Below are 24273 nucleotides of genomic sequence, written 5' to 3'. Positions count from 1 at the left end.
GCTCGGTCGTGACGGCCCCGGGCGCTGATGCCGCCCGGGGCCGTTCGTCTGCGCGCGGAACTGTTTTTGAACATGTTCAACATGGGCGTAGAGTGCCGCCATGAGCGACAGAGCCGCCTTGCTGAAGGGCATCCGCGCCTGGTTGGTGTTCTTCGTCGTGTGCCTGGTGCTGAGCGGCGCCACGGCCTTTCCCCTCGTGCACGAGCTGCGGTGGACCGAGGACCTGTTGCGCGCGCTCTCCGTGAGTGAGCACCTGCCCGGGCTGACGGACTGGATCGCGCGGGTCCGGGCCGGCCTGGACCAGGCCGACGCCGAATATCCCTTCCTGCTCTACGGCACGGACTGGCTGGCCTTCGCGCACCTGGTGATCGCGGTCGCCTTCTACGGGCCCTACCGCGACCCGGTCCGCAACATCTGGGTCGTCGAGTTCGGGATGATCGCCTGCGCGGGCATCGTCCCGCTCGCCCTGATCTGCGGACCGCTGCGCGGGATCCCCTTCTGGTGGTCGGTGATCGACATGGCCTTCGGCGTGTTCGGCGTGATTCCGCTCCACGTCGTACGGCAGCGGATCAAGCGGCTGGAGGCGCTGACCGCGCCGGTGGCCACCCCGGTGCTCAGCGGTTGAGGAAAACTGTTGTCCCGGGAACCTTCACGCCGTCTCCCCGCATGTGATCCCCCGTACAGACAAGGCCCCCGTCCTGCCTGAGAAAGTGCGTGCGGAACGTACCGATCTCAGCCGTCGAGAGGCCACCGTGGACAGTCAGCACTGGCGGGCCGTCATCACGGCGGCGCAGGCCGGCGACCGGCGGGCGCTGGACGAACTGGTCGAGGGCTGGCTGCCGCTGGTCTACAACATCGTGGGCCGGGCCCTGAACGGGCACGCCGACGTCGACGACGTCGTGCAGGAGACCATGCTGCGCGCGGTCGGAAACCTCGGCTCACTGCGCGACCCGGACAGCTTCCGGTCCTGGCTGGTGGCGATCGCCATGCGGCAGATCCGCGACCGGGCCCGGCGCAGGACCCCGGACCGGCTGGAGGAGGCGGCGGCCTCCGACTTCGCCGAACTGACCGTGCTGCGGCTCCAGCTGGAGGGGCAGCGGCGCGAGGTCGCAGAGGCGGTGCGGTGGCTCGACGACCAGGACCGGCATCTGCTGTCCCTGTGGTGGCTGGAGGTCGCGGGCGAACTGACCCGGCGCGAACTGGCCGCCGCCGTGGGCATCACCCGGCAGCACGCCGCCGTGCGCGTCCAGCGGATGAAGGAGCGCCTGGAGACGGCGCGCGGCATCGTCCGCGCCCTGGACGGCGCCTGCCCCGGCCTGGGGGAGGTGACCGGCCGGTGGAACGGCCGGCCCGACTCGGTGTGGCGCAAGCGGCTGGCCCGGCACCTGCGCGGCTGCCACTACTGCGGCGGCACCCGCGAGACCGTCGTCCCCACCGAACGCCTCCTGATCGGCATCGCCCTCGTCCCGCTGCCCGTCGGCTTCACCCTGTCGCTCGCCCTCGGCGGCAAGACCGCGGCGGCCGCCACCTCGGCCGCCACTTCGGCCGGCTGGTCCGCCAAGCTGCTCGGCGCGCTCACCAAGCCGGCCGTCGCGATGACGGCGGGCGCGACGATCGTCGCGGGCGGCGCCTACGTCGTCACCCAGCCGCCGAATGCCCCGCCGCCCCGGGCCGCGGTCACCCCCACGGCCACAGCCGGCTCCGCACCGCCGCGAACCTCCGCCCCGCCCGCCCCCGCGCCCGCCCCCGCCCCCAAGTCCTCACCGTCGACGACGAAGAAGACCGACCCGTACGGCACGGTCGTCGACGCCGTCGACCGCGCCCCCGACCCGGAAGCCCGGCCCGCAGCCCTGCCGCGCCGCCCCGAGTCCGGGATCACCAGCACCGGCGGTCCGAAGGCCGTCATGCAGCACCGCGGCGACCACGTGACCCTCACCGGCCGGGGCTATGTCCTGGTCCGCTGGCAGATCTCGCCGCACGCCCGGCCCGGCGCGGTGGTCATGCCGACCTGGACCGGCCTGAAAGGCAGGCTGTTCCACGTGGCGTCCGGCGGCTCGCGCCGGATGGACGACCCGCTGCCCGGCGCCCCGAACGGCTACGCCACCGGCATGGGCGGCCCGGACATCGGCTACGCGGTCCTTCCGCCCGGCACCCAGCAGATGTGGCAGAACGAGTACTTCTACCTCGACGGCACCGTCACCCTCACCCAGAACGAACGGGGCTGCGACTACGGGATCGCCGTCTCCCCGTCGAACCGGGACGCGGTGGTGAAGGACGTCAACGAGGGTCCTGCCGACGGCACCATCCGCTACGGCCTCGTCCGCGACACCGGCACGGACAGCGCGCCGGTGCCGCAGTACGTCACGCGCGCGACCCCGGCCGATCCGGCGACGGTGCCGCAGCGCTCGCGCGTGTAGCGCACAGCACGTCGACGCGGTTGGTCGTGATGGAGTCCACGCCCGCCTCCAGCAGTCGGCGCATGGAGCGGCGGGTGTCGGGGGTCCAGACGGACAGCAGGAAGCCGTCGCGGTGCACGCGCTCGGCGAGGGGGCGGTCCACCAGGGAGAAGCGGTAGTTGAGCCAGCGCGGGCGGATCGCCTCCAGCAGTACGGGCCGCGGCGGGGCCAGCGTCGTCCAGGTGAGGGCGATCTCGGCGCCCGGATCCGCCACGCGCACGGCGAGCATGGCGTCGGCGTCCGCGCAGTAGTAGACGCGCTCCGCCGCCCCGGCCTCCTCCACCACTCCCATGATCCGGCGCACCGCCCGCACGCCGGGCGACCCGGGCAGGTCGATCATCACCCGGTGCCCGTCGGTCGCGGCCAGTGCCTCGGCCAGGGCCGGCACCCCGCCGTCGGTCAGCCCGCGCACCTCCTCGAAGGACAGCGCGTTCACCGGCCGTTCGTGCTCCCACAGCCGCTTCAGCGTCGCGTCGTGCAGCAGTACCGGCACACCGTCCCGGGTGAGCCGTACGTCGATCTCCACCGCGTCCGCACCCCCGCGCAGGGCGGAACGCAGCGAGGCCACGGTGTTCTCACGGATGCGATAGGGGTCGCCCCGGTGGGCCACGGCGACCGGGGCGGGCGTCACCGGGCGAGCCACTGCGCGGTGTACGTGTCGATCTCGCCGGTGATCCGCGTCCTGCCCGCGGTGTCCAGGAAGGACGCCTCGACGGCGTTCTTCGCCAGCTCGGCCACGCCCCGCTCGTCGAGGTCGAGGAGCCGGGCGGCGACCGCGTACTCGTTCTCGAGGGTCGTGCCGAACATGGGCGGGTCGTCGGAGTTGACGGTGACGAGGACCCCGGCCCGCACGAACTCCTTGATCGGGTGCTCGTCGAGGGTGCGCACCGCGCGGGTGGCGATGTTGGAGGTCGGGCACACCTCCAGCGGGATCCGATGCTCGGCGAGGTGCGCGAGCAGCTTCGGGTCCTGCGCGGAGCTGGTGCCGTGCCCGATGCGCTCGGCCCGCAGATGGGTCAGCGCGTCCCACACCGTCTGCGGGCCGGTCGTCTCCCCGGCGTGCGGTACGGAGTGCAGACCGGCGGCGATCGCACGGTCGAAGTACGGCTTGAACTGCGGCCGCTCCACACCGACCTCGGGCCCGCCGAGACCGAAGGAGACCAGGCCCTCCGGGCGCAGCCGGTCGTCGGTGGCGAGCCGGGTCGTCTCCTCGGCGGCCTCCAGCCCCGCCTCGCCGGGGATGTCGAAGCACCAGCGCAGCACGGTCCCGAACTCGGCCTCGGCGGCCTTGCGGGCGTCCTCGATCGCGTCCATGAAGGCCCGCTCGTCGATGCCGCGCCGGGTGGACGAGAAGGGCGTGATGGTCAGCTCGGCGTACCGCACCTGCTGCCGGGCCAGGTCCCGGGCCACCTCGTAGGTCAGCAGCCGGACGTCCTCCGGGGTTCGGATCAGATCCACGACCGACAGGTACACGTCGATGAAGTGCGCGAAGTCGGTGAACGTGAAGTAGTCGACCAGCGCCTCGGGATCGGTCGGCACCTTCGAGTCGGGGTGCCGCGCGGCCAGTTCGGAGACGATCCGGGGAGAGGCGGATCCCACGTGGTGGACATGCAGTTCGGCCTTGGGCAGTCCGGCGATGAAGGCCTTCAGATCGCGTGGGGCGCGGGGGTCGACAAGCTGCTCGGTCAAGGGTTCCTCCCCGGAACGGCGCCGCCGTCGGCACAGGGCGGGCGGGGCGCGGGTGATCGGCTGATCGATGACGCGGAATTCATCGTATGCCGCGGTCCGGCGCCCTTCATTTCAGGGGCGCGGGACGCGGTCGACGGGCGGCTCCGCGGGGGTGCGAACAACCCCCGCCCACCCGCGCTGTGGCACGCACCGAACGGCCCCGTAGCATGACCACACGATCGACCCAGGGGGGAACAGGATGACGGACGCGACGCAGCCCGACGGAGGCGGAGGCACCGGCCACGACCCGTGGGCTCCCCCGGAGCACACGCCCTCACTCGACAAGCAGCAGCCCTCCACCGCGGGGCCGCCGTCCGTGCACGACCAGGCCACGGTCACCTCGATGCCGGGCTTCACCCCGCCCACCGGCACGCCCCAGTACGACCCGTCCGGCACCGGCACCGGCGCCGTCCCGCCCCCGCCCGTGGCCCCCACCGGCCCGGGAGCGCCCGGCGGTTACGGCTACCCGGGCTACCCCCAGTCCGGCTACGGCTGGCCCGGCATGCCCCCGGCCCCCCAGAACGGCCTGGGCATCGCCGCGATGGTGCTCGGCATCGTCTCCTGCACCCTCTTCTGCCTCTACGGCGTGGTCTCCCTGGTCACCGGCATCCTCGCCGTCGTCTTCGGCATCAAGGGCCGCAAGCGCGCCGAGGCCGGAGTGGCCACCAACCACGGGCAGGCCCAGGCCGGTCTGATCATGGGCATCATCGGGATCATCCTCGGCATCGCGGTGATCGTCCTGATCGCCGTCGGCATCACGGCCGCGATCAACAGCGACGACTACGACGACGACCCCTACTACGGGACCCTCGGCCCGGTGGCCACCGCGACGTCCCACCGCTGAAACAGGGGCTCTGTGCGGCCGACTTGGCCACTACGATGCCTTGGTCTGACAACGGAGGGGAGACGTCCATGTCCAACACCAATCCGCCCCCGGGTGGTTTCGGCCCGCCCGCCCAGCCGCCGCAGCAGCCGGCCCCGGGATACGGCTATCCGCAGCAGCCCGGCCCGGGCTACGGCTACCCCCAGGGCAGCCCCGGCTACCCGGCGGCGCCGCCCGTGGGCTACCCGCAGGCGCCCGGCTACGGGATGCCCGCGCAGCCGAGCAACGGCATGGGCACCACGGGACTGGTGCTGGGCATCATCGGCGTGGTGTGCAGCGTGACGTTCATCATGTGGTTCTTCGGCGTCATCCTGGGCATTCTCGCGATCATCTTCGGCGCCATCGGCCGCGGCCGGGCCACCCGCGGTGAGGCCACGAACAAGGGCGCGGCGACCGCGGGCCTGGTCTGCGGCATCATCGCCACCGTGATCCTGCCGCTGCTGGGCTTCCTGCTGTTCGCCAGCATCATGGGCGGGCTCGGCGCGGCTTCCTGAACGGAGCTCCCGGAGGTCACCAGGGGCCGGTCCCGAGGACCGGCCCCTCGCTCATATCTCTGTCGTCCGCAGCCGCTCCCGCGCCTCCATCAGCGCGAAGCCCAGCAGATTCGGCCCCCGCCACCGCTGCGGATCGGCCGCCGCTTCGTCGTCCGCGGCCAGACCGATGCCCCACACCCGGTCCACGGGGCTGGCCTCCACCAACACCCGGTCGCCGGTGCCCAGCAGATACCCCAGCAGCTCTGGATGCGCGCCGAACTTGTGGACGCTGCCCTCCACGACGATCCGGAACCGCTCCCGCGCCCACACCGTCTCGTCGAACCCGCGCACCAGCCGCCCGGCCTTCTTGGCCTCGGCGGGGTGCCCGGCGGCCAGCACGGCACGCTCCGCCGCCGCGTCCCCGAAGAGCCGGGCCTTGCCGGCCATCATCCAGTGCTCGGCCGTCGCGTAGGCCACGCCGTCCACCGTGAACGGCGCCGGCCACCACTGGCTCAGACAGCTCGCCCCGATCCGGCCGTCCGGCCGCGGCCGGTGCCCCCAGAAGTGCAGGTACCTGATCCTGGCCCCCTCGCCGACCGCCCTGATCAGGGCCTCCTGCGAGCCGACCGCCCCCGTGATCCTCTCCATGCACGCGAGTTTGGCACGCACCACGGACACAGCGTCCTGCCTTTTCGCGGCGAACTCGACACCTGGTCGACAGATTCCGTCGCGTAACCAAAAATCAACAACGGAATCACTTGTTGGAGTGGCATACCTCTGTCAGGATCGGCACTCAAATCGAGCCTGAGCCACGCCGGCCCCATCAGGGGACACGGAGGAGAGCGACATGCACAACCCGGGCATTGCCACCCCGGACCGATTTCCGGCCGAGGAGCGCTTCGCGGAGGGCGCGCAGTACATCGCGGGGCGCCTGACCAGGGGCACCTCCGGCCGCACCCACGCGGTCGTCGACCCGGCGTCGGGCGAGGAGGTCCTCACCTACGAACTGGCGGGCACGGCCGATGTCGACCGGGCCGTCGCCGCCGCCCGCGCGGCCTTCCCCGGCTGGGCGGGAGCCACCCCGGGCGAGCGGTCCGACGCCCTGCACCGGTTCGCCGCGGTCCTGGCCGACCGGGCCGAGGACTTCGCCCGCGCCGAGTCGCTCCAGTGCGGCAAGCCGCTGAAGCTGACCCGGGAGTTCGACGTCCCCGGCACCATCGACAACGCCGCCTTCTTCGCCGGTGCCGCACGGCATCTCCAGGGGCAGTCCGCCGGCGAGTACTCCGGCGACCACACCTCGTACGTCCGGCGCGAGCCCATCGGGGTCGTCGGGTCGATCGCACCCTGGAACTACCCCCTCCAGATGGCCGCCTGGAAGATCCTCCCGGCGATCGCCGCGGGCAACACCATCGTCCTGAAGCCCGCCGAGCTCACCCCGCTGACCTCGTTGCTCTTCGCCCAGGCGGCCACGGACGCCGGGATCCCGGACGGTGTGATCAACATCGTCACGGGCACCGGCAGGGTGGCCGGCGAGCACCTCGTCGGTCACCCCGACGTGGCCATGACCTCCTTCACCGGCTCCACCGCCGTCGGCAAGCGCGTCGCCGAGGTCGCCACCGCCTCCGTCAAGCGCCTGCACCTGGAGCTCGGCGGCAAGGCACCCTTCGTGGTCTTCGACGACGCCGATCTGGAGGCCGCCGCCCACGGCGCGGTCGCCGGCTCCCTGATCAACACCGGGCAGGACTGCACGGCCGCCACGCGCGCGTACGTGCAGCGGCCGCTGTACGACGCATTCGTGGAGCGGACCGCGGCGCTCATGGAGACGGTCCGGCTCGGCGACCCGTTCGCCGCCCGCACCGACCTCGGCCCGCTGATCTCCCATGCGCAGCGGGACCGGGTCGCCGGATTCGTGGACCGGGCGCGGGCCTACGCGCGCGTGGTGACCGGCGGCGAGGCGCCCGAGGGGGAGCTCGCCAAGGGCGCCTACTACCGGCCCACCCTGATCGCCGACGCGGCCCAGGACAGCGAGGTCGTCCAGTCGGAGATCTTCGGACCCGTCCTGGTCGTGCTGCCGTTCGACACCGACGACGAGGGCCTCGCGCTCGCCAACGACACCCCGTACGGCCTGGCCGCCTCCGCCTGGAGCCGGGACGTGTACCGGGCGAACCGGGCCACGCGTGAGATCAAGGCCGGCTGCGTCTGGATCAACGACCACATTCCGATCATCAGCGAGATGCCGCACGGCGGCTACAAGTCCTCCGGCTACGGCAAGGACATGTCCGCGTACTCGTTCGAGGAGTACACCCAGATCAAACACGTCATGTTCGACAACACCGCGGTGGCCGCGAAGGACTGGCACCGCACCGTGTTCGGGGATCGATAGCCGTTTGCAGGCCGCCTGACCAACGGCCGTCCACCCTCCGAAAGGGCACCACGCGCATGGAGCAGTACGAGCCCGACCGCCTGTCCGCGGCCCAAGTGGCCGCCGTGCGGCGCAGTTTCAGGAACGGCAGGGCCGCCCTCACACGGCGGTCCCTGCTGCGCGCCTCCGCGGGCGGGGCGCTCGCGGCCGGCGGACTGGGGACGCTGAGCGCCTGCGGCATCCCGGCGGCCGGCCAGTCGAAGGGCGGCGTCCCGGCAGAGGACCACTCGGCCAAGGAGAAGACGGTGAACTTCTCCAACTGGACCGAGTACATGGACGTCGACGACAGCGAAAAGCACCACCCGACCCTGGATCAGTTCGCACGGCGGACCGGCATCAAGGTCAAGTACACCGAGGACATCAACGACAACAACGAGTTCTTCGGCAAGATCAAGCCGCAGCTCGCCGCGGGCCAGGACACCGGCCGCGACCTGATCGTCCTCACCGACTGGCTGGCCGCCCGCCTCATCCGCCTCGGCTGGGTGCAGAAGCTCGACCCGAGCAACCTGCCCAACGCCTACGCCAACCTGTCGGCCCAGTTCCGCAGCCCCGACTGGGACCCGGGCCGCGCCTACTCGTACGTCTGGCAGGGCATCTCGACCGTCATCGCGTACAACAAGAAGGCCCTCGACGGCGTCGAGGTGAAGTCGGTGTCCGACCTGCTGGACAACCCCAAGCTCAAGGGCCGGGTCGGTTTCCTGTCGGAGATGCGCGACAGCATCGGCATGACGCTGCTCGACATGGGCAAGGACCCGGCCGACTTCACCGCCGACGACTACGACGCGGCCATCGCCCGTCTGCAGAAGGCCGTCGACAAGGGCCAGATCCGCCGCTTCACCGGCAACGACTACACCTCGGACCTGACCAGCGGAGACTTCGCGGCCTGTGTCGCCTGGGCCGGTGACGTCGTCCAGCTCAAGGCGGACAGCCCCGACATCGACTTCCTCATCCCGGACAGCGGCTACGTGACGTCCACCGACAACCTGCTGATCCCCAACAAGGCCCGGCACAAGACCAACGCCGAGCGGCTCATCGACTTCTACTACGAGCCGAAGCCCGCCGCCGAACTCGCCGCGTACATCAACTACGTGTGCCCCGTCGACGGAGTGAAGGCCGAACTCGCGAAGATCGACGAGGACGCGGCGAACAACCCGCTGATCATTCCCGACAAGGCCATGGCCGCCAAGTCCCACGCCTTCCGCTCGCTGAGCTCGAAGGAAGAGACCGAGTTCGAAGCGAAGTTCGCGAAGCTGACGGGGGCGTGACCACCATGACGAACAAGACGGACCCCAGCGGCGACGTCCGCCTCACGGGCATAGCCAAGACCTACGGCGCCTTCACCGCCGTCCACCCGCTCGACCTGACCGTGCCGCAGGGCTCCTTCTTCGCCCTGCTCGGCGCCTCCGGCTGCGGCAAGACCACCACCCTGCGCATGATCGCCGGCCTGGAGGAACCCTCCGCCGGCACCGTGCACCTGGGCGACCAGGACGTGACGGCCCTCCCGCCGTACAAGCGGCCGGTGAACACCGTCTTCCAGTCCTACGCCCTCTTCCCGCACCTCGACATCTTCGAGAACGTCGCCTTCGGCCTGCGGCGGCGCGGCCTGAAGTCGGTGAAGAAGCAGGTCGAGGAGATGCTGGAGCTCGTGCAGCTCGGCGAGCAGGCCCGCAAGAAGCCGCACCAGCTCTCCGGCGGCCAGCAGCAGCGCGTCGCCGTCGCCCGCGCGCTGATCAACCACCCCAAGGTGCTCCTGCTCGACGAGCCGCTCGGCGCCCTCGACCTCAAGCTGCGCCGCCAGATGCAGCTGGAGCTCAAGCGCATCCAGACCGAGGTCGGCATCACCTTCATCCACGTCACGCACGACCAGGAGGAGGCCATGACCATGGCCGACACGGTCGCCGTGATGAACGCGGGCCGCGTCGAGCAGCTGGGCGCGCCCACCGAGCTCTACGAGAACCCGCGCACCACGTTCGTCGCGAACTTCCTCGGCACCTCCAACTTCATCGAGGCCGAGGTCGACTCCAAGAGCGGCGAGGAGATCGTGCTGAAGGCCGGCGGCGGCAAGCTCGTCCTCCCGGAGGCGCGCTGTTCCGCTCCCGCGGGCACCGGCGGCAAGGTGCTGGTCGGCGTGCGCCCGGAGAAGATCTCCCTCACCCACGCGGACGACGCCGGCGAGATACCCGAGGGCCGCAACCGGATCACGGGCCGGATCGCCGACTCCAGTTTCATCGGCGTCTCCACGCAGTACGTCGTCGACAGCCCGGTCTGCTCCGACTTCGAGGTCTACGCCCAGAACATCGACCGTGACTCCCGCCTGGTGCCCGGCGCCGAGGTCGTCCTGCACTGGAACCCGGCCCACACCTTCGGCCTGGACGCCGCCCAGGACGCCGACGCCGGAGTGGAAGAGGCGGCCTGATGTCGACACTCACCGAGGCGCCACCGCCTCTCGCGCCGCAGGCGCCCGAATCCAAGCCCCCCAAGCGCCGGGGCCGCTTCACGCCGTACTGGCTGCTGCTGCCCGGCATCCTGTGGCTGGTCGTCTTCTTCGCGCTGCCGATGATCTACCAGGCCTCCACGTCCGTGCAGACGGGTTCCCTGGAGCAGGGCTACAAGGTCACCTGGCACTTCGCCACGTACTGGGACGCGCTGTCCGCGTACTGGCCGCAGTTCGTCCGCTCGGTGCTCTACGCGGGCACGGCGACGATCCTGTGCCTGCTGCTCGGCTACCCGCTGGCGTATCTGATCGCCTTCCGCGCCGGCCGCTGGAAGAACCTGATCATGATCCTGGTGATCGCGCCGTTCTTCACCAGCTTCCTGATCCGCACTCTGGCCTGGAAGACGATCCTCGCGGACGGCGGACCGGTCGTGGGCGCGCTCAACACGCTGCACGTCCTGGACGTCACCACCTGGCTCGGCATGACCGCCGGCGACCGCGTCCTGGCCACCCCGCTGGCGGTGGTGTGCGGTCTGACGTACAACTTCCTGCCGTTCATGATCCTTCCGCTCTACACCTCGCTGGAGCGCATCGACGGACGGCTCCACGAGGCCGCAGGAGACCTGTACGCCCGGCCCTGGACGACGTTCCGCAAGGTCACCTTCCCGCTGTCGATGCCGGGTGTCGTCTCCGGCACGCTGCTGACCTTCATTCCGGCGGCCGGTGACTACGTGAACGCCGATCTGCTCGGCTCCACCGACACCCGCATGGTCGGAAACGTCATCCAGACGCAGTTCCTGAGAGTCCTCGACTATCCGACGGCCGCGGCGCTCTCCTTCATCCTCATGGCGGCCATTCTGCTCATGGTCACCCTCTACATCCGCAAGTCGGGGACGGAGGATCTGGTCTAAATGCCCTTCGTCAACTGGCTCAAGAGAAATCTCGTCGTCCTGGCGGGACTGCTGACCCTCGGCTATCTGCTCCTGCCGAACGTCGTCGTGACGGTGTTCTCCTTCAACAAACCGAAGGGGCGCTTCAACTACGAATGGCAGCAGTTCTCCCTGGACGCCTGGAAGGACCCGTGCGGTGTCTCCGGGCTGTGCGGGTCACTGTCCCTCAGCCTCCAGATCGCGGTCTGGGCGACACTCGGCGCCACCCTCCTCGGCACCCTGATCGCCTTCGCCCTGGTCCGCTACCGGTTCCGCGCCCGCGGTGCCGTGAACTCGCTGATCTTCCTGCCGATGGCGATGCCCGAGGTCGTCATGGCCGCCTCGCTGCTCACCCTGTTCCTCAACATGGGCGCCCAGCTGGGCTTCTGGACGATCCTCATCGCGCACATCATGTTCTGCCTGAGCTTCGTGGTCACGGCCGTCAAGGCACGTGTGATGTCGATGGATCCGAAGCTGGAGGAGGCGGCGCGGGACCTGTACGCGGGCCCCTTCCAGACCTTCGTCCGGGTGACCCTGCCGATCGCCGCACCGGGAATCGCGGCGGGCGCACTCCTCGCCTTCGCGCTGTCCTTCGACGATTTCATCATCACCAATTTCAACGCCGGCTCGACCGTCACCTTCCCCATGTTCGTGTGGGGCTCGGCGCAGCGCGGAACGCCCGTTCAGATCAATGTCATCGGCACGACCATGTTCGTCGTCGCCGTACTGTTCGTCCTGGTTTCCATGATTGCCGGAAACCGCCGCAACAGGCAGAAGGCATAACCCCGTAGGGAGTTGAAATCATGGCCCCGAGCGCCATGAATCAGTGGACCCGTTCGCTTTCCGACGTCCAGCCGGTCCCGTACTGGCTGGACGACCCCGGCCGGCCCCGTCCCGAGCCCGCCCTCACCACCTCTGAGACCTGCGACCTGCTGGTCGTCGGAGGCGGCTACAGCGGACTGTGGACGGCGCTGATCGCCAAGGAGCGCGACCCGCGGCGGGACGTGGTGCTGGTGGAGGGCCGCGAGGTGGGCTGGGCCGCCTCCGGCCGCAACGGCGGATTCTGCGCCGCCTCCCTCACCCACGGCCTGCCCAACGGCCTCACCCGCTGGCCCGACGAGATCCACACGCTCCAGCGGATGGGCGAGAGCAACCTCGACGAGATCGAGGCGGCCCTCGCCCGCTACTCCATCGACTGCGACTTCGAGCGCACCGGCGAGATCGACGTCGCCACCGAGCCCTACCAGGCGCGCGAACTGCGCGAGTGGCACGAGGAGATGTCCCGCCGGGGCCTGGCCGACGGTGTCGAGTTCCTGGACGCCGACGCCGTGCGGGAACAGGTGAACTCACCCACCTTCCAGGCGGGCCTGTGGGACCGCAGGGGCGTCGCCATGCTGAATCCGGCGAAGCTCGCCTGGGGCCTGAAGCGGGCGTGCGTGGAACTGGGCGTGCGCGTCTACGAGAACACCCCCGCCCTCACCCTGAAGCCGTACGGTCCCGGCATGGCCGTACGCACTCCCTATGGCCGGATCCGCGCCCGCCGGGTCGCCCTCGGCACCAACATCTTCCCGAACCTGGTCAGACGCGTCCGCTCGTACACCGTCCCGGTCTACGACTACGCCCTGATGACCGAGCCGCTCACGGCCGAGCAGCTCGACTCGATCGGCTGGAAGAACCGCCAGGGCCTCGGCGACAGCGCCAACCAGTTCCACTACTTCCGGCTGTCCGCCGACAACCGCATCCTGTGGGGCGGCTACGACGCGATCTACCCCTACGGCGGCCGCGTCCGCGCCGAGTACGACGACCGGCCCGAGACCTATGCCAAGCTCGCCGGGCACTTCTTCACCTGCTTCCCGCAGTTGGAGGGCGTCCGCTTCAGCCACGCCTGGGGCGGCGCGATCGACACCTGCTCCCGCTTCTCGGCGTTCTTCGGCACCGCCCACCAGAGCAAGGTGGCGTACGCGGCCGGGTACACCGGCCTCGGGGTCGGCGCCACCCGCTTCGGCGCCGAGGTGATGCTGGACCTGCTGTCCGGTGAACGCACCGAGCGCACGGAGCTGGAAATGGTCCGCAAGAAGCCCCTGCCGTTCCCGCCGGAGCCCTTCGCCTGGACGGGCATCGCCCTCACCAAGTGGTCCCTGGCCCGCGCGGACGCCCAGGGCGGCCGCCGCAATCTGTGGCTGCGCACGATGGACCGCTTGGGGCTGGGATTCGACAGCTGATCGACCGGGTGTGATCCGGTTCACTCCAATGAGGTGCCGGAACCCGCGTAATGGCCGGGGGGACACCCCCTTCTCCCTCGTGATGCCCTCCGGACGCCCCGCGCGTCCGTGAGGTTCGTGAGAGAGAAGGGGGTCTTTCCGATGACCGGTGCGAAGACGGCGGTCGAGTGGCTCGCATCCGTCGCACCCGATCCCGAGGCCTGCCGCTGGGAGTGGGAGCGCAACCCGCTCGGCGTCGCGCTGCTGCCGGCCGGCAGCGCCTGGGACGTGCTCATCCTGCCCGGCGCACTCGGGTACGCCACACTCGACGTGCTCACCCGCGTCCTCGACCGGCCAGGCCCCGTCCTCGTCGACTTCGGTGACGCCCGCATGGGGTTCTTCGTGCCGCCGGGCACCGCCGCCCGCTGGCTCGGCACGGGAATCCGCACGGCGGGCGCCGGCACCTGGATCGTCGTGCCGTACCCGGGCCGCTCCTCACCCGGTGGCGTCCGCTGGCTGGTCCCCCCGGACGGCTCGGGCATGCTGACGGACCCGGCCCTGCTGGAACTGGCGATGCACGAGGCGGCGGCGGGCCTGGCGACGGAGAACCACGACTAGGACCTAGCGCGACCGACCCTCCGGCGCCGTCGTCCGCCGGAGGAACAGCCACAGCGACCCGAGCAGCACCGCGCACAGACACCAACTGCCCACCACGTCCAGCGGCCAGTGGTAGCCACGGCGGACCAAGCCGTAGCTCGCGCCGAGGACCAGGGCGGCGCAGAGGGTGATCAGGGCGCGGCGGGCCAGGGCCGTGCGGAGCCAGGGAAGCAGGAGCAGGGTCGCGGAGCCGTAAGCGACGACGGCCGTGGCGGTGTGGCCCGAGGGGTAGTAGCCGGTGCCGGGTGGCACGGCCGGGGTTCCCGGGCGGGCCGTGAGTTCCTTCAGCGGCACGACCAGCGCCGGGACCAGGGCCATGAGCAGGGCCGCCGCGGCGACCGGCAGCCACCAGCGGTCCGCGCCGGCGCGGCGGTGGCGTACGGCGACGTATCCGAGCGCGACCGCGAGGACCGGGACCGCGACCGGGATGTTGCCCAGGTCGGCGAGGAGTTCGGAGCAGCGGTCCGGGTTCACCAGGACGCGGCTGAGTCGCTCGTCGAGCCGGACGAGCGGGCCGTCGGCGGCGACCTGCCAGGTGATCAGGGCGAACAGGAGGGCCGGAAGGGCGAGCAGAAGGACGACCGGGCCCCGGAGCGTGGCGCGTTCCCGGTTCGCGGAGATCGGCATGGGGCACAGCTTGGCACGAGCACGAACACCCGCTCGCGTTCCCTCGGGAGGATCACGTGAATCAGCCGTCCGACGACGACAGCCTCTTCGACCACTGTCCCTGGCTGTTCGCCGGGCAGGCCTCCGACGGGCAGCGCGCGGCGCAAGAGGAGCGGCAGAAGCGGCTGCTCGGCGGGCCCGGGGAAGTGCGCCTGGGTGAGGACTGCTTCGTGGCGGAGACGGCCGCCGTGCACCCGGACGTCCTGCACTTGGGTGACCGCTCGTACATCGCGGCCCACGCCTACGTCACCGACACCATACGCACGGGCGCCGACTGCACCGTCAACCCCTTCACGGTGGTGCGCGGGACCGTGACCCTCGGGGACGGGGTGCGCATCGGCGCGCACAGCTCGCTGCTCGGCTTCAACCACGGCTCCGCGCCCGACCTTCCGGTCCATCGGCAGCCGGTCACCAGCCGGGGGATCACGGTCGGTGACGACGTGTGGATCGGCTCGCACGTGGTCGTCGTGGACGGTGTCACCATCGGCGACCACTGTGTCATCGGCGCGGGGGCGGTCGTCACGAAGGACCTGCCCGCGTGGTCGGTGGCGGCGGGCAACCCGGCGCGCCGCCTCCGCGACCGGCGCGAGCCCCGCGAGCCGCACGGAGCGAAGCGTCCGGCTGGCGTCGAGGTGGCGGGGGAGCGGCGGGGTCTGTCTGGCGTCGAGGTGGTGGGGGAGCGGCGGGGTCTGTCTGGCGTCGAGGTGGCGGGGGAGCGGCGGGGTCTGTCTGGCGTCGAGGTGGTGGGGGAGCGGCGGGGTCTGTCTGGCGTCGAGGTGGTGGGGGAGCGACGGGGCCCGTCCGGCCCCGATGCCGCGCAGGAACGACGGGGCCAGGCCCGCCCCGAAGCGCTCGTCGAGGAGCTCCGGGCCTTCGCCGCAGCCGCTCGGGAGCAGGCGACCGAGCTGCTGGACCGCTCCTGGCGCCCGGACACCGGCCGCTACGCCGACCGGCCCGGAACCGAGCCGACCGTCCGGGCTCACTGCGACGCCGTCGAGATCGCCGACCTGCTCCTCGGGGACGTACCGCCGCATCTGCCCGCCCCCGAACACATGGAGCGGCTCAGGGCGTTGCAGGACCCCGCCACCGGCCTGATCCCCGAGTACGGCGCCACGGCGCCGCTCCCGGGCCCCGCCGGGGTGCCGGACGGCGCCCCGGCCTATCACGTGCTGTGCGTCGGCTACGCGCTCGACCTGCTCGGCAGTTCCTTCCCCCACCCGGTCCACGCGGTGCGGACCACCACGGCCGGCCGGCTGGTCCGGCACCTCGGCGAACTGCCCTGGACCGACCGCGCCTGGCACGCCGGGGCGTGGGTCGACTCCTGGGCCACCGCCGCGCACTGGAACCTGCGCGCCGGAGGCGAAGCGGCCGCGCCGGGCGCGCTGGAGGCGCTGTTCGGGTGGTTGCACACCCACGCCGACCCGTGGACCGGGATGTGGGGCTCACCCACCCGGGAGGCCGGACGCCTGCAGATGGTCAACGGCCACTACCGGCTCACCCGCGGTTCCTTCGCCCAGTTCGGCCTGCCCGTGCCGTACCCGGAGCGTGTCGTCGACACGGTCCTGGATCACGCCCGCGACCCCCGCCACTTCGCACCCGGCCGCGAGAACGCCTGCAACGTCCTGGACGTGATCCACCCCTTGTGGCTCTGCGCACGGCAGACCACGCATCGCTCGGAAGAGGCCCGCTCCTGGGCGGCGTCCCAGCTCACGGCGGCCCTGGGCCGGTGGACCCCGGGTGGAGGGTTCGCCTTTGGCCCCACCGCCGACGGCTCCGGGCCGGGCCGCGAACCCGGCCTGCAGGGCACGGAGATGTGGCTCGCCATCGTCTGGCTGCTCGCGGACGTCGTCGGCGTGGCCGACGCGCTGGGCTACCGCCCGCGGGGAATTCATCGCCCGGAACCCGCACCGGCGGAGAGGCCGGTCTGACGGAAGGGGCGGAGAGGGAGGTCGGCCGCCCCGGAACAGGGGGGGGTGGTTCCGGGGCGGCCGTCCGGACCGGAACGTCGCGCGCCCCGGGGGGTTTGGGGCGGGCGACCGTCCGATCGGTGAGGAGATCCAGAGCCTCAGGCTCCGGTTGTGTGCGCGAGGGCACGACCAGGTCGAAGCTGGGGAGGCCTCGGCCTGATGTCACCCACAGTCCCCTGTGGGCGGGGTGTATCTCTCATCTGGGTAGAACCTACGACAGGGCCGGGGCGCAGGACAGGCCGCGGGGCCCCCTGTCATCCACCTCGCACACCTTCTTCACACGCTCTGCCGCTCGCCGCCCCGGTAGCGGAACCGGGGCGGCTCACCTGCCCGGAGGCCGGCTCAGATGCGCGCTGCGCGGGCTCAGATACGGGAGAACGCCTGCTCGATGATGTCGAGGCCCTCGTTCAGCAGGTCCTCGCCGATGACCAGCGGAGGCAGGAAGCGGAGCACGTTGCCGTAGGTGCCACAGGTCAGAACCAGCAGGCCCTCGGCGTGGCACGCCTTGGCGAGCGCGCCGGTCGCCTCCGGGTTCGGCTCCTTGGTGGCGCGGTCCTTGACCAGCTCGATGGCGATCATGGCGCCGCGGCCGCGGACGTCGCCGATGATGTCGAACTTCTCGGCCATGGCACCGAGGCGGGCCTTCATGATCGCCTCGATGTTCTTCGCCTTGGCGTTGAGGTCGAGCTCCTTCATCGTCTCGATCGAGCCGAGCGCACCGGCGCAGGCGACCGGGTTGCCGCCGTAGGTGCCGCCCAGGCCACCGGCGTGCGCGGCGTCCATGATCTCGGCGCGGCCGGTGACGGCCGCGAGCGGCAGACCGCCCGCGATGCCCTTCGCCGTCGTGATGAGGTCCGGGACGATGCCCTCGTCCTCGCAGGCGAACCACTGGCCCGTACGGCAGAAGCCGGACTGGATCTCGTCGGCGACGAAGACGATGCCGTTGTCCTTCGCGAACTGGCTGATCGCCGGCAGGAAGCCCTTGGCCGGCTCGATGAAGCCGCCTTCGCCGAGCACCGGCTCGATGATGATCGCGGCGACGTTCTCCGCGCCGACCTGCTTGCTGATCTGGTCGATGGCCTGCGCGGCGGCCTCGGGGCCGGCGTTCTCCGCACCGGTCGGCCAGCGGTAGCCGTACGCCACCGGCACCCGGTACACCTCGGGCGCGAACGGGCCGAAGCCCTGCTTGTACGGCATGTTCTTCGAGGTCAGCGCCATCGTCAGGTTGGTGCGCCCGTGGTACCCGTGGTCGAACACGACGACGGCCTGCCGCTTCGTGTACGCCCGGGCGATCTTCACGGCGTTCTCGACGGCCTCGGCGCCGGAGTTGAACAGGGCGCTCTTCTTGGCGTGGTCACCGGGGGTCAGCTCGGCGAGCGCCTCGGCGACCTCGACGTACCCCTCGTAGGGCGTGACCATGAAACAGGTGTGGGTGAAGTCGGCGAGCTGCGCCGACGCCCGCCGTACGACGGCCTCGGCGGAGGCGCCCACGGACGTCACGGCGATGCCCGACCCGAAGTCGATCAGCCGGTTGCCGTCGACGTCCTCGATGATCCCGCCGCCCGCCCGCGCCGTGAACACGGGCAGCACGGACCCCACGCCCTGCGCGACCGCGGCGGTACGGCGGGCCTGCAGCTCCTGCGACTTCGGACCGGGAATGGCGGTGACGACGCGGCGCTCCTGCGGAAGTGCGGTCATGCGGGGCTCCTGGGGTGGTGCGGATGGTCTGTACGACGCTTGGCTTCTTTTCTCGCAGGCTAGGGCGGAGGAAGGGGGGTGGGCATGCTCCATGTGGGCGTTGTCGGCGGGGCGCCTTGTCCGGGGTGGACATGGCCGTCTCGTGGCCCCATGCCCACGCCCCGGCCGCGTAAGCGGTGAACTCCCCAGGGGAGGGCGTTAGATTGGCTCGCTGATGGTGGACGGAGCGGCTGGTCAGGGGGCAAGGGCGATGGACAGCGACGGGACCCGGGACGCGCGGGGTACGCATGCGAGTCCCGTGCCGCGCCCGGCGGGACCTCCGGAGGTGCCTGCGATGCCTCCCCGGCCGCCAGGGGCGCCGGCGACACCGCCGATGCCGGACGGGTCGGCGTTCCTCACCTGGCTGCGGGCACCGCGCCCCGACGCCGCGCCGGGCGTGTGGCGGTTCGGGCACCGGCCGCGGCCCGCGGAGGAACCCGAGGAGATCCCCGCCCGGCAACTGCTGAGCGGGGCTCTGATCGCCTTCCTCGTGGGATGGCTGATCTGGTCGCTGCTGCAGAACGGCTACATCGGCACCTGGTGGTGGGTGCCGTTCGACCTGATCGTCCCCGACGCCTGGCGGGGTGGCGACAGCGACCTCGGGGAGACCGGGACGTTCATCCTCTACCAGGGGTACGAGGTGCTCGTCGCTCTGGCGATCATGGTCGGGGCGGCCCGGCTCGGCCGCTGGGGCGAGGTGTGGCGCCGCTTCGTCACCCCCCGGTTCCGCCGGCCGCGGGCCCAGGAGACCCGTACGACGCCCGAGGACGACCCGGCCCAGTGGAACGAGCTGCGCGCCGCCGGGGCCGCCGACGCCGCCGAGCGTCTCGCCGCCGAGGCCCGCACCGGGCTGATGCGGGACGTCGACCACGCCCGGATCCTCCGTGCCTGGCAGGGCGTGCGCACCGGACGGCACAGCCTCGCCACCTTCAGCGGAGCCGTGCTCAAGGACGGCGCCGCCGCCTGCCTGCACCCCTCCGGGGAGCGCGATCTGCCCGCCCGGCTCGCCCGGCACGACCTCGTCACCGGGCAGGTGCGCCTCGGGACCACCGTGGACGACGCCCGCAACCCGTACGCCTACCGCGGCACGGGCCTCGCCCTCGGGCCCGACCTGCTCGGCACCTCGCTCGTCGCCGTCGGCCCCGCCGGATCCGGGAAGACCGGCACCGTTGTCCGTCCGCTCGCCGAGTCACTCTGCCTGCACGCCCTCGCCGGGCGCGCCGCCGTGGTGGTCGTCGGGGCGGCCGGCGCCGGGCTCGGACCGGCCGACGCCTATGACGTGGTCGTACGGATCGGGAACCAGGACTCCGAGTACGACCTCGACCTGTACGGCGGCACCACCGACCCGGACGAGGCCGCCGCCGTGCTCGCCGAGGCGCTCGTCGGGGACCTCGCCGACCCGCACCCCGGCAGTGACAGCCGCCGTTCCACCACCGTCCTCGCCCAGCTGCTCGGGCCGTTCCGGGCCGTGCACGGGCGTTTCCCCTCCGTACCGGAGCTGCGGCAGCTGCTGGACGGGGCGCCGGGACCGTTCGCCGCGCTGCGGCAGGGGCTCCAGGAGACCGGGCAGGAGTCGCTGCTGCGGGAGCTCGACGCCCGGGAGCGGCAGATGGGCCAGCCCGGGGACGTCGGCGGGGTGCTGGGCGATCGGGTCGCGCTGCTCGACCGGCCGGCCTTCGCCGGGTTCTTCGACACCTCCGGGCAGACCCGGCCCTTCACGCTCAAGGCCCTCGACCACCCGGTGCGGGTGCGCATCGACCTGCCCCAGCGCGGGCACGCCGACGCCTCCAAGATGCTGGCCCGCCTCGTGCTCGCCCAGTTCACCGCCAGCGTCGCCGTACGCGAGGACCGGTCGCTGTTCGCCTGCCTGCTGCTGGACGACGCGACCGGGGTGGTGACCCCCGAGGCCGTGCGCGGCATCCAGCGGCTGCGGTCCGGCAACGCCGGGGTCGTGCTCACCCTGCGCACCCTGGACGACGTGGCCCGGCCGCTGCGCGGACCGCTGCTCGGCGCGACCGGCTGCCGGATGGCGCTGTCGGGACTCACGCCGTGGGACGGGCAGGACTTCGCCGAGGTGTGGGGCAAGGAGTGGACCGAGGCCCGTGACGTCACCGACCGGCAGATCATCGCGGAGACCCCGGCCGGCAAGGCCGTGCACATGCTGCGCCGGGTGATCACCGGCAAGGCCCCGACCGCGCGGGCGGTGACCGTGCGGCAGGTCGAGCGGGAGCGCTGGTCCGCCTCCGAGCTGGCGCACGCCGTGCCGGCGGGGCACGCGGTGCTGTCACTGACCGACGTCAAGGGCGAGCACGCGCCTCCGCTGCTGGTGGATCTGCGGGGCTGACCCCTTCCCACCCGCGCGGGTACGCGGGCACCGTACGGTGAGGCAGAATCGTCACAGGTCGTTCATACGCGGCGGCCAAAAGACCACAGAGATCTCACAGCCCTGACGCAGAAGGCCTCATGCCCCCGACGCTCGCCTCGCTCGTCCACCACTCCGCGCTGAAGCTGACCGTGCGGGCGGGCGAAGACCGCCTCGACGTGCCGGTCCGCTGGGCGCACGTCAGCGAGCTCGCCGACCCCGTGCCCTACATGGAGGGCGGGGAACTGCTGCTGATCACCGCGCTCAAGCTGGACGCCGAGGACCCGGAGGCCATGCGCCGCTACGTCCGGCGGCTGGCCGGGGCCGGAGTGGTCGGGCTCGGCTTCGCCGTCGGCGTCAACTACGAGGAGACGCCCAAGGCGCTCGTCGACGCGGCCGCGGAGGAGGGCCTGCCGCTGCTGGAGGTGCCGCGCCGCACGCCGTTCCTCGCCATCAGCAAGGCCGTGTCCGCCGCCATCGCCGCCGACCAGTACCGGGCCGTCACCGCCGGGTTCGCCGCCCAGCGCGAGCTGACCCGGCAGGCCCAGACCGGCGGGCCGGAGGGGTTGCTGGCCGCACTCGCCTCGCAGGTCGACGGCTGGGCGGCGCTGTACGACGCCTCGGGCGCGGTCGTCGCCACGGCACCGGAATGGGCGGGGCGGCGTGCCGCACGGCTCACCGGTGACGTGCAGAAGCTGCGGGACCGCCCGGCGCCCGCCTCCTCCGTGGTCGGCGGACCGGAGAACGAGGACCGGGTCGAGCTGCACACCATCGGCACCGGCAGGCGACCCCGGGCGGCCCTCGCCGTGGGCACGGCCGCCGCCCCCGGCACCGCCGAGCGCTACGCCGTCCACTCGGCCATCGCACTGCTGACCTTGACCACGGAACGCTCCCGGTCCCTCCAGGCGGCCGAGCAGCGGGTCGGCGCGGCGGTGCTGCGCATGCTGCTGGCCGGGGAGCCGGACCACGCCCGTGCGGTCGCCGGTGATCTGTACGGCGAGCTGCTGGACGCGCCGTTCCGGATGATGGTCGCGGAGCGGGTGCCGGTGTCGGCGTCCGCCGCGCTGGCCCGCGCCGAGGCACGCAAGGGTGCTGTCCCCGCCGAGCGGCCCTCGGCCGCCGCGCTCGCCGCTGCCGACACCGGCGGCGACCCCCTCGCGGCGCTCGCCGACGTCGTGGAGTCCGCGGCGGCCCGGGCCGGCGAGGCCGTGCTGGTGGTGCCGGAGGGGGAGCGGCTGGTGGTGCTGGCCGCGGACGGCGGCGCCGCCGCGGCGGCCTGCGGGGAGTACGCGGCCGCCCTGGAGACGGCCCGGGCCGGGATACGCGAGAAGGTGCCGGGCGGTGAGGAGGGCGAACTGGTCGTGGGCCTGTCCGCACCGGCCGGGCCGATCGCCGCGTCCGCCGCGTACAAGCAGGCCGAGCAGGCGCTGTCGGTGGCGCGGCGGCGCGGGCGCGTCCTCGTGGAGCACGAGCGGATGGCGGCCGGATCGGTCCTGCCGCTCCTCGCGGACGACGCCGTACGGGCCTTCGCCGACGGCATGCTGCGGCCGCTGTACGAGCACGACGCCACGGGCCGCGGCGACCTCGTGGCCTCCCTGCGCGCCTGGCTGTCCAAGCACGGCCAGTGGGACGCGGCGGCGGCCGACCTCGGCGTCCACCGCCACACCCTGCGCTACCGCATGCGCCGGGTCGAGGAGATCCTCGGCCGGTCCCTGGACGACCCGGACGTCCGGATGGAGCTGTGGCTGGCCCTGAAGACGGCCTCCACCGAGTAGCCAAACCGTAGTGTCCGCGTCCCCCACTGCTACGGCTCGGACAAACGCTGTTCGGCCACCTCGCGCCTACCGTTGGTCCCGAGCACAGGATCACCCCCAACGCCGAAGGGCCGGAACCCACATGACCTCCACCCACGCCTTCTGGCTCGCCGGCCGCCAGGCCACCGGCGAGGACACCTTCGACGTCACCTCCCCCTGGGACGGGCGGCTCGTCGGCACGGTGAGCCTGCCGACCGACGCGCAGGTCGAGGAGGCCGTGGCCGCCGCGCACGCCGTCCTGGACGAGTTCGCCGCCACCCCCGCCCACGTGCGGGCCGCCGCCCTCGACCACGTCAGCAAGCGCCTCGTCGAGCGCACCGAGGAGATCGCGCGGCTGATCTCCGCCGAGAACGGCAAGCCCCTGAAGTGGGCCCGCGGCGAGGTCGGCCGGGCCGTGTCCGTGTTCCGGTTCGCGGCCGAGGAGGCCCGGCGGTTCAACGGCGGCGAAGCCCAGCGCCTCGACACCGACCTCGGCGGCCAGGGCCGGCTCGCCCTCACCCGCCGCTTCCCGAAGGGCGTCGTGCTCGGCATCGCGCCGTTCAACTTCCCACTGAACCTCTGCGCCCACAAGATCGCCCCGGCCATCGCCGCCGGCGCCCCGATCATCCTCAAGCCGGCCCCGGCGACGCCGCTGTCCGGCCTGATCATCGGCGACCTGCTGGCCGAGACCGACCTGCCCGCAGGCTCCTGGAGCATCCTGCCGGTCGCCAACGACAAGATGCCGGCCCTGGTGCAGGACGAGCGCCTGCCCGTCATCTCCTTCACGGGCTCCGAGAAGGTCGGCTACGCGATCATGGACTCGGTGCCGCGCAAGCACTGCACCCTGGAGCTGGGCGGCAACGGCGCCGCCGTCGTCCTGGCCGACTGGGCGAGCGACGAGGACCTGGACCGGGCGGCGAACCGCATCGCCACCTTCTCCAACTACCAGGGCGGCCAGTCCTGCATCTCCGTGCAGCGGGTCATCGCCGACGCCTCGGTGTACGACCGGCTGCTGCCGCGCATCGTCGCCGCCGTCGAGGCCCAGGTCACCGGCGACCCGAGCGACGACAGCACCGACGTCGGCCCGCTGGTCAGCGAGGACGCCGCCCGGCGCGTCGAGACGTGGGTCCAGGAGGCCGTGGACGCCGGGGCGCAGCTGCTCACCGGCGGCAAGCGCGACGGCGCCTCCTACGCGCCGACCGTCCTCGCCGAGGTCCCGGCCGGCGTCACGATCTCCTGCGAGGAGGTCTTCGGACCGGTCCTCACCGTGCAGAAGGCGGACGGCGAGGCCGCGGCCTTCGCCGCCGTCAACGACTCCAAGTACGGCCTCCAGGCGGGCGTGTTCACCCACGACCTCCAGACCGCCTTCCGCGCCCACCGCACCCTCGAGGTCGGCGGCGTGGTCATCGGCGACGTGCCCTCCTACCGCGCCGACCAGATGCCGTACGGCGGCGTCAAGCAGTCCGGCGTGGGCCGCGAGGGCGTGCGGTTCGCCATGGAGGACTACACGTACGAGCGGGTGCTGGTCCTCACCGGCATCGACCTCTGACCCACCTCCGCTCCAC

At 72.0% G+C, this 24273-nt stretch carries 20 protein-coding genes; 15 read left to right on the top strand and 5 right to left on the bottom strand.

What is annotated here, in order from left to right:
• Positions 1–100 precede the first annotated feature (100 nt).
• Positions 101–625 (top strand): hypothetical protein, encoded by a 525-nt coding sequence (locus BJ965_RS10620; protein WP_184908441.1) that lies wholly within the window; start codon positions 101–103, stop codon positions 623–625.
• A 127-nt stretch (positions 626–752) separates the two neighbouring features.
• Complete coding sequence (locus tag BJ965_RS10615) at positions 753–2417, top strand: RNA polymerase sigma factor (protein WP_184908440.1); 1665 nt, start codon at positions 753–755, stop codon at positions 2415–2417.
• Here the strand turns inward: BJ965_RS10615 and BJ965_RS10610 are convergent.
• Both BJ965_RS10610 and BJ965_RS10605 read right to left on the bottom strand, forming a co-directional pair.
• The gene (locus BJ965_RS10610; protein WP_313666786.1) at positions 2362–3087 is read right to left on the bottom strand and encodes a glycerophosphodiester phosphodiesterase; all 726 of its coding nucleotides are present in this window, start codon (positions 3085–3087) and stop codon (positions 2362–2364) included. The genes BJ965_RS10615 and BJ965_RS10610 overlap by 56 nt on opposite strands.
• Positions 3084–4181, bottom strand: a complete 1098-nt coding sequence (locus BJ965_RS10605) for an adenosine deaminase (protein ID WP_246546648.1) — start codon at positions 4179–4181, stop codon at positions 3084–3086. Before BJ965_RS10605 ends, BJ965_RS10610 begins: the two co-directional genes overlap by 4 nt.
• Before the next feature lie 202 nt (positions 4182–4383).
• On the opposite strand from BJ965_RS10605, the gene BJ965_RS10600 reads away from it, so the two are divergent.
• A complete protein-coding gene (locus BJ965_RS10600) occupies positions 4384–5028 on the top strand; it encodes a DUF4190 domain-containing protein (protein ID WP_184908438.1) in 645 nt (214 codons plus the stop codon).
• Between the two features lie 68 nt (positions 5029–5096).
• A complete protein-coding gene (locus BJ965_RS10595) occupies positions 5097–5561 on the top strand; it encodes a DUF4190 domain-containing protein (RefSeq protein ID WP_030852235.1) in 465 nt (154 codons plus the stop codon).
• Positions 5562–5612: 51 nt separating this feature from the next.
• Here BJ965_RS10595 and BJ965_RS10590 read toward each other — a convergent pair whose 3' ends face one another.
• Positions 5613–6188, bottom strand: coding sequence for an NADAR family protein (locus BJ965_RS10590; RefSeq protein ID WP_184908437.1), 576 nt, complete (start codon positions 6186–6188; stop codon positions 5613–5615).
• Positions 6189–6387: 199 nt separating this feature from the next.
• On the opposite strand from BJ965_RS10590, the gene BJ965_RS10585 reads away from it, so the two are divergent.
• From BJ965_RS10585 to BJ965_RS10555, 7 genes are all read left to right on the top strand, one after another.
• Positions 6388–7923: a gamma-aminobutyraldehyde dehydrogenase gene (locus BJ965_RS10585; protein ID WP_184908436.1), complete on the top strand. Its 1536-nt coding sequence runs from the start codon at positions 6388–6390 to the stop codon at positions 7921–7923.
• A 56-nt stretch (positions 7924–7979) separates the two neighbouring features.
• Positions 7980–9227 carry a polyamine ABC transporter substrate-binding protein gene (locus BJ965_RS10580; RefSeq protein ID WP_184908435.1) on the top strand — a complete coding sequence of 416 codons (1248 nt, stop codon included), beginning with the start codon at positions 7980–7982 and terminating at the stop codon, positions 9225–9227.
• Between the two features lie 5 nt (positions 9228–9232).
• Positions 9233–10378 (top strand): ABC transporter ATP-binding protein, encoded by a 1146-nt coding sequence (locus BJ965_RS10575; RefSeq protein WP_184917040.1) that lies wholly within the window; start codon positions 9233–9235, stop codon positions 10376–10378.
• A complete protein-coding gene (locus tag BJ965_RS10570) occupies positions 10378–11307 on the top strand; it encodes an ABC transporter permease (protein WP_184908434.1) in 930 nt (309 codons plus the stop codon). The genes BJ965_RS10575 and BJ965_RS10570 overlap by 1 nt, the downstream gene beginning before the upstream one ends.
• Complete coding sequence (locus BJ965_RS10565) at positions 11308–12108, top strand: ABC transporter permease (protein WP_184850506.1); 801 nt, start codon at positions 11308–11310, stop codon at positions 12106–12108. It abuts the gene before it with no gap.
• Between the two features lie 20 nt (positions 12109–12128).
• Positions 12129–13547 carry an NAD(P)/FAD-dependent oxidoreductase gene (locus tag BJ965_RS10560; protein ID WP_184908433.1) on the top strand — a complete coding sequence of 473 codons (1419 nt, stop codon included), beginning with the start codon at positions 12129–12131 and terminating at the stop codon, positions 13545–13547.
• A 141-nt stretch (positions 13548–13688) separates the two neighbouring features.
• Positions 13689–14144: a hypothetical protein gene (locus BJ965_RS10555; protein ID WP_184908432.1), complete on the top strand. Its 456-nt coding sequence runs from the start codon at positions 13689–13691 to the stop codon at positions 14142–14144.
• A gap of 3 nt (positions 14145–14147) precedes the next feature.
• On the opposite strand, the gene BJ965_RS10550 is transcribed toward BJ965_RS10555, so the two are convergent.
• The gene (locus BJ965_RS10550) at positions 14148–14810 is read right to left on the bottom strand and encodes a phosphatase PAP2 family protein (protein WP_184908431.1); all 663 of its coding nucleotides are present in this window, start codon (positions 14808–14810) and stop codon (positions 14148–14150) included.
• Between the two features lie 56 nt (positions 14811–14866).
• Between BJ965_RS10550 and BJ965_RS39270 the strand changes: the two genes are divergently transcribed.
• Positions 14867–16777, top strand: coding sequence for an acyltransferase (locus BJ965_RS39270; RefSeq protein WP_313666785.1), 1911 nt, complete (start codon positions 14867–14869; stop codon positions 16775–16777).
• A 402-nt stretch (positions 16778–17179) separates the two neighbouring features.
• On the opposite strand, the gene gabT is transcribed toward BJ965_RS39270, so the two are convergent.
• Positions 17180–18514: a 4-aminobutyrate--2-oxoglutarate transaminase gene (gene gabT / locus BJ965_RS10535; RefSeq protein ID WP_184908430.1), complete on the bottom strand. Its 1335-nt coding sequence runs from the start codon at positions 18512–18514 to the stop codon at positions 17180–17182.
• A gap of 250 nt (positions 18515–18764) precedes the next feature.
• On the opposite strand from gabT, the gene BJ965_RS10530 reads away from it, so the two are divergent.
• From BJ965_RS10530 to BJ965_RS10520, 3 genes are all read left to right on the top strand, one after another.
• Positions 18765–20897: an ATP-binding protein gene (locus BJ965_RS10530; protein ID WP_184908429.1), complete on the top strand. Its 2133-nt coding sequence runs from the start codon at positions 18765–18767 to the stop codon at positions 20895–20897.
• 119 nt (positions 20898–21016) lie between these two features.
• Positions 21017–22690, top strand: a complete 1674-nt coding sequence (locus tag BJ965_RS10525) for a PucR family transcriptional regulator (RefSeq protein WP_184908428.1) — start codon at positions 21017–21019, stop codon at positions 22688–22690.
• 121 nt (positions 22691–22811) lie between these two features.
• Positions 22812–24257, top strand: coding sequence for an aldehyde dehydrogenase family protein (locus tag BJ965_RS10520; RefSeq protein WP_184908427.1), 1446 nt, complete (start codon positions 22812–22814; stop codon positions 24255–24257).
• Positions 24258–24273: the final 16 nt, after the last annotated feature.

Source organism: Streptomyces luteogriseus (genome assembly GCF_014205055.1).
In the GTDB taxonomy this organism is placed as follows: domain Bacteria; phylum Actinomycetota; class Actinomycetes; order Streptomycetales; family Streptomycetaceae; genus Streptomyces; species Streptomyces luteogriseus.
Note: the sequence above shows the minus strand (reverse complement) of the source record. Positions and strands in the feature narration are given on the sequence as shown.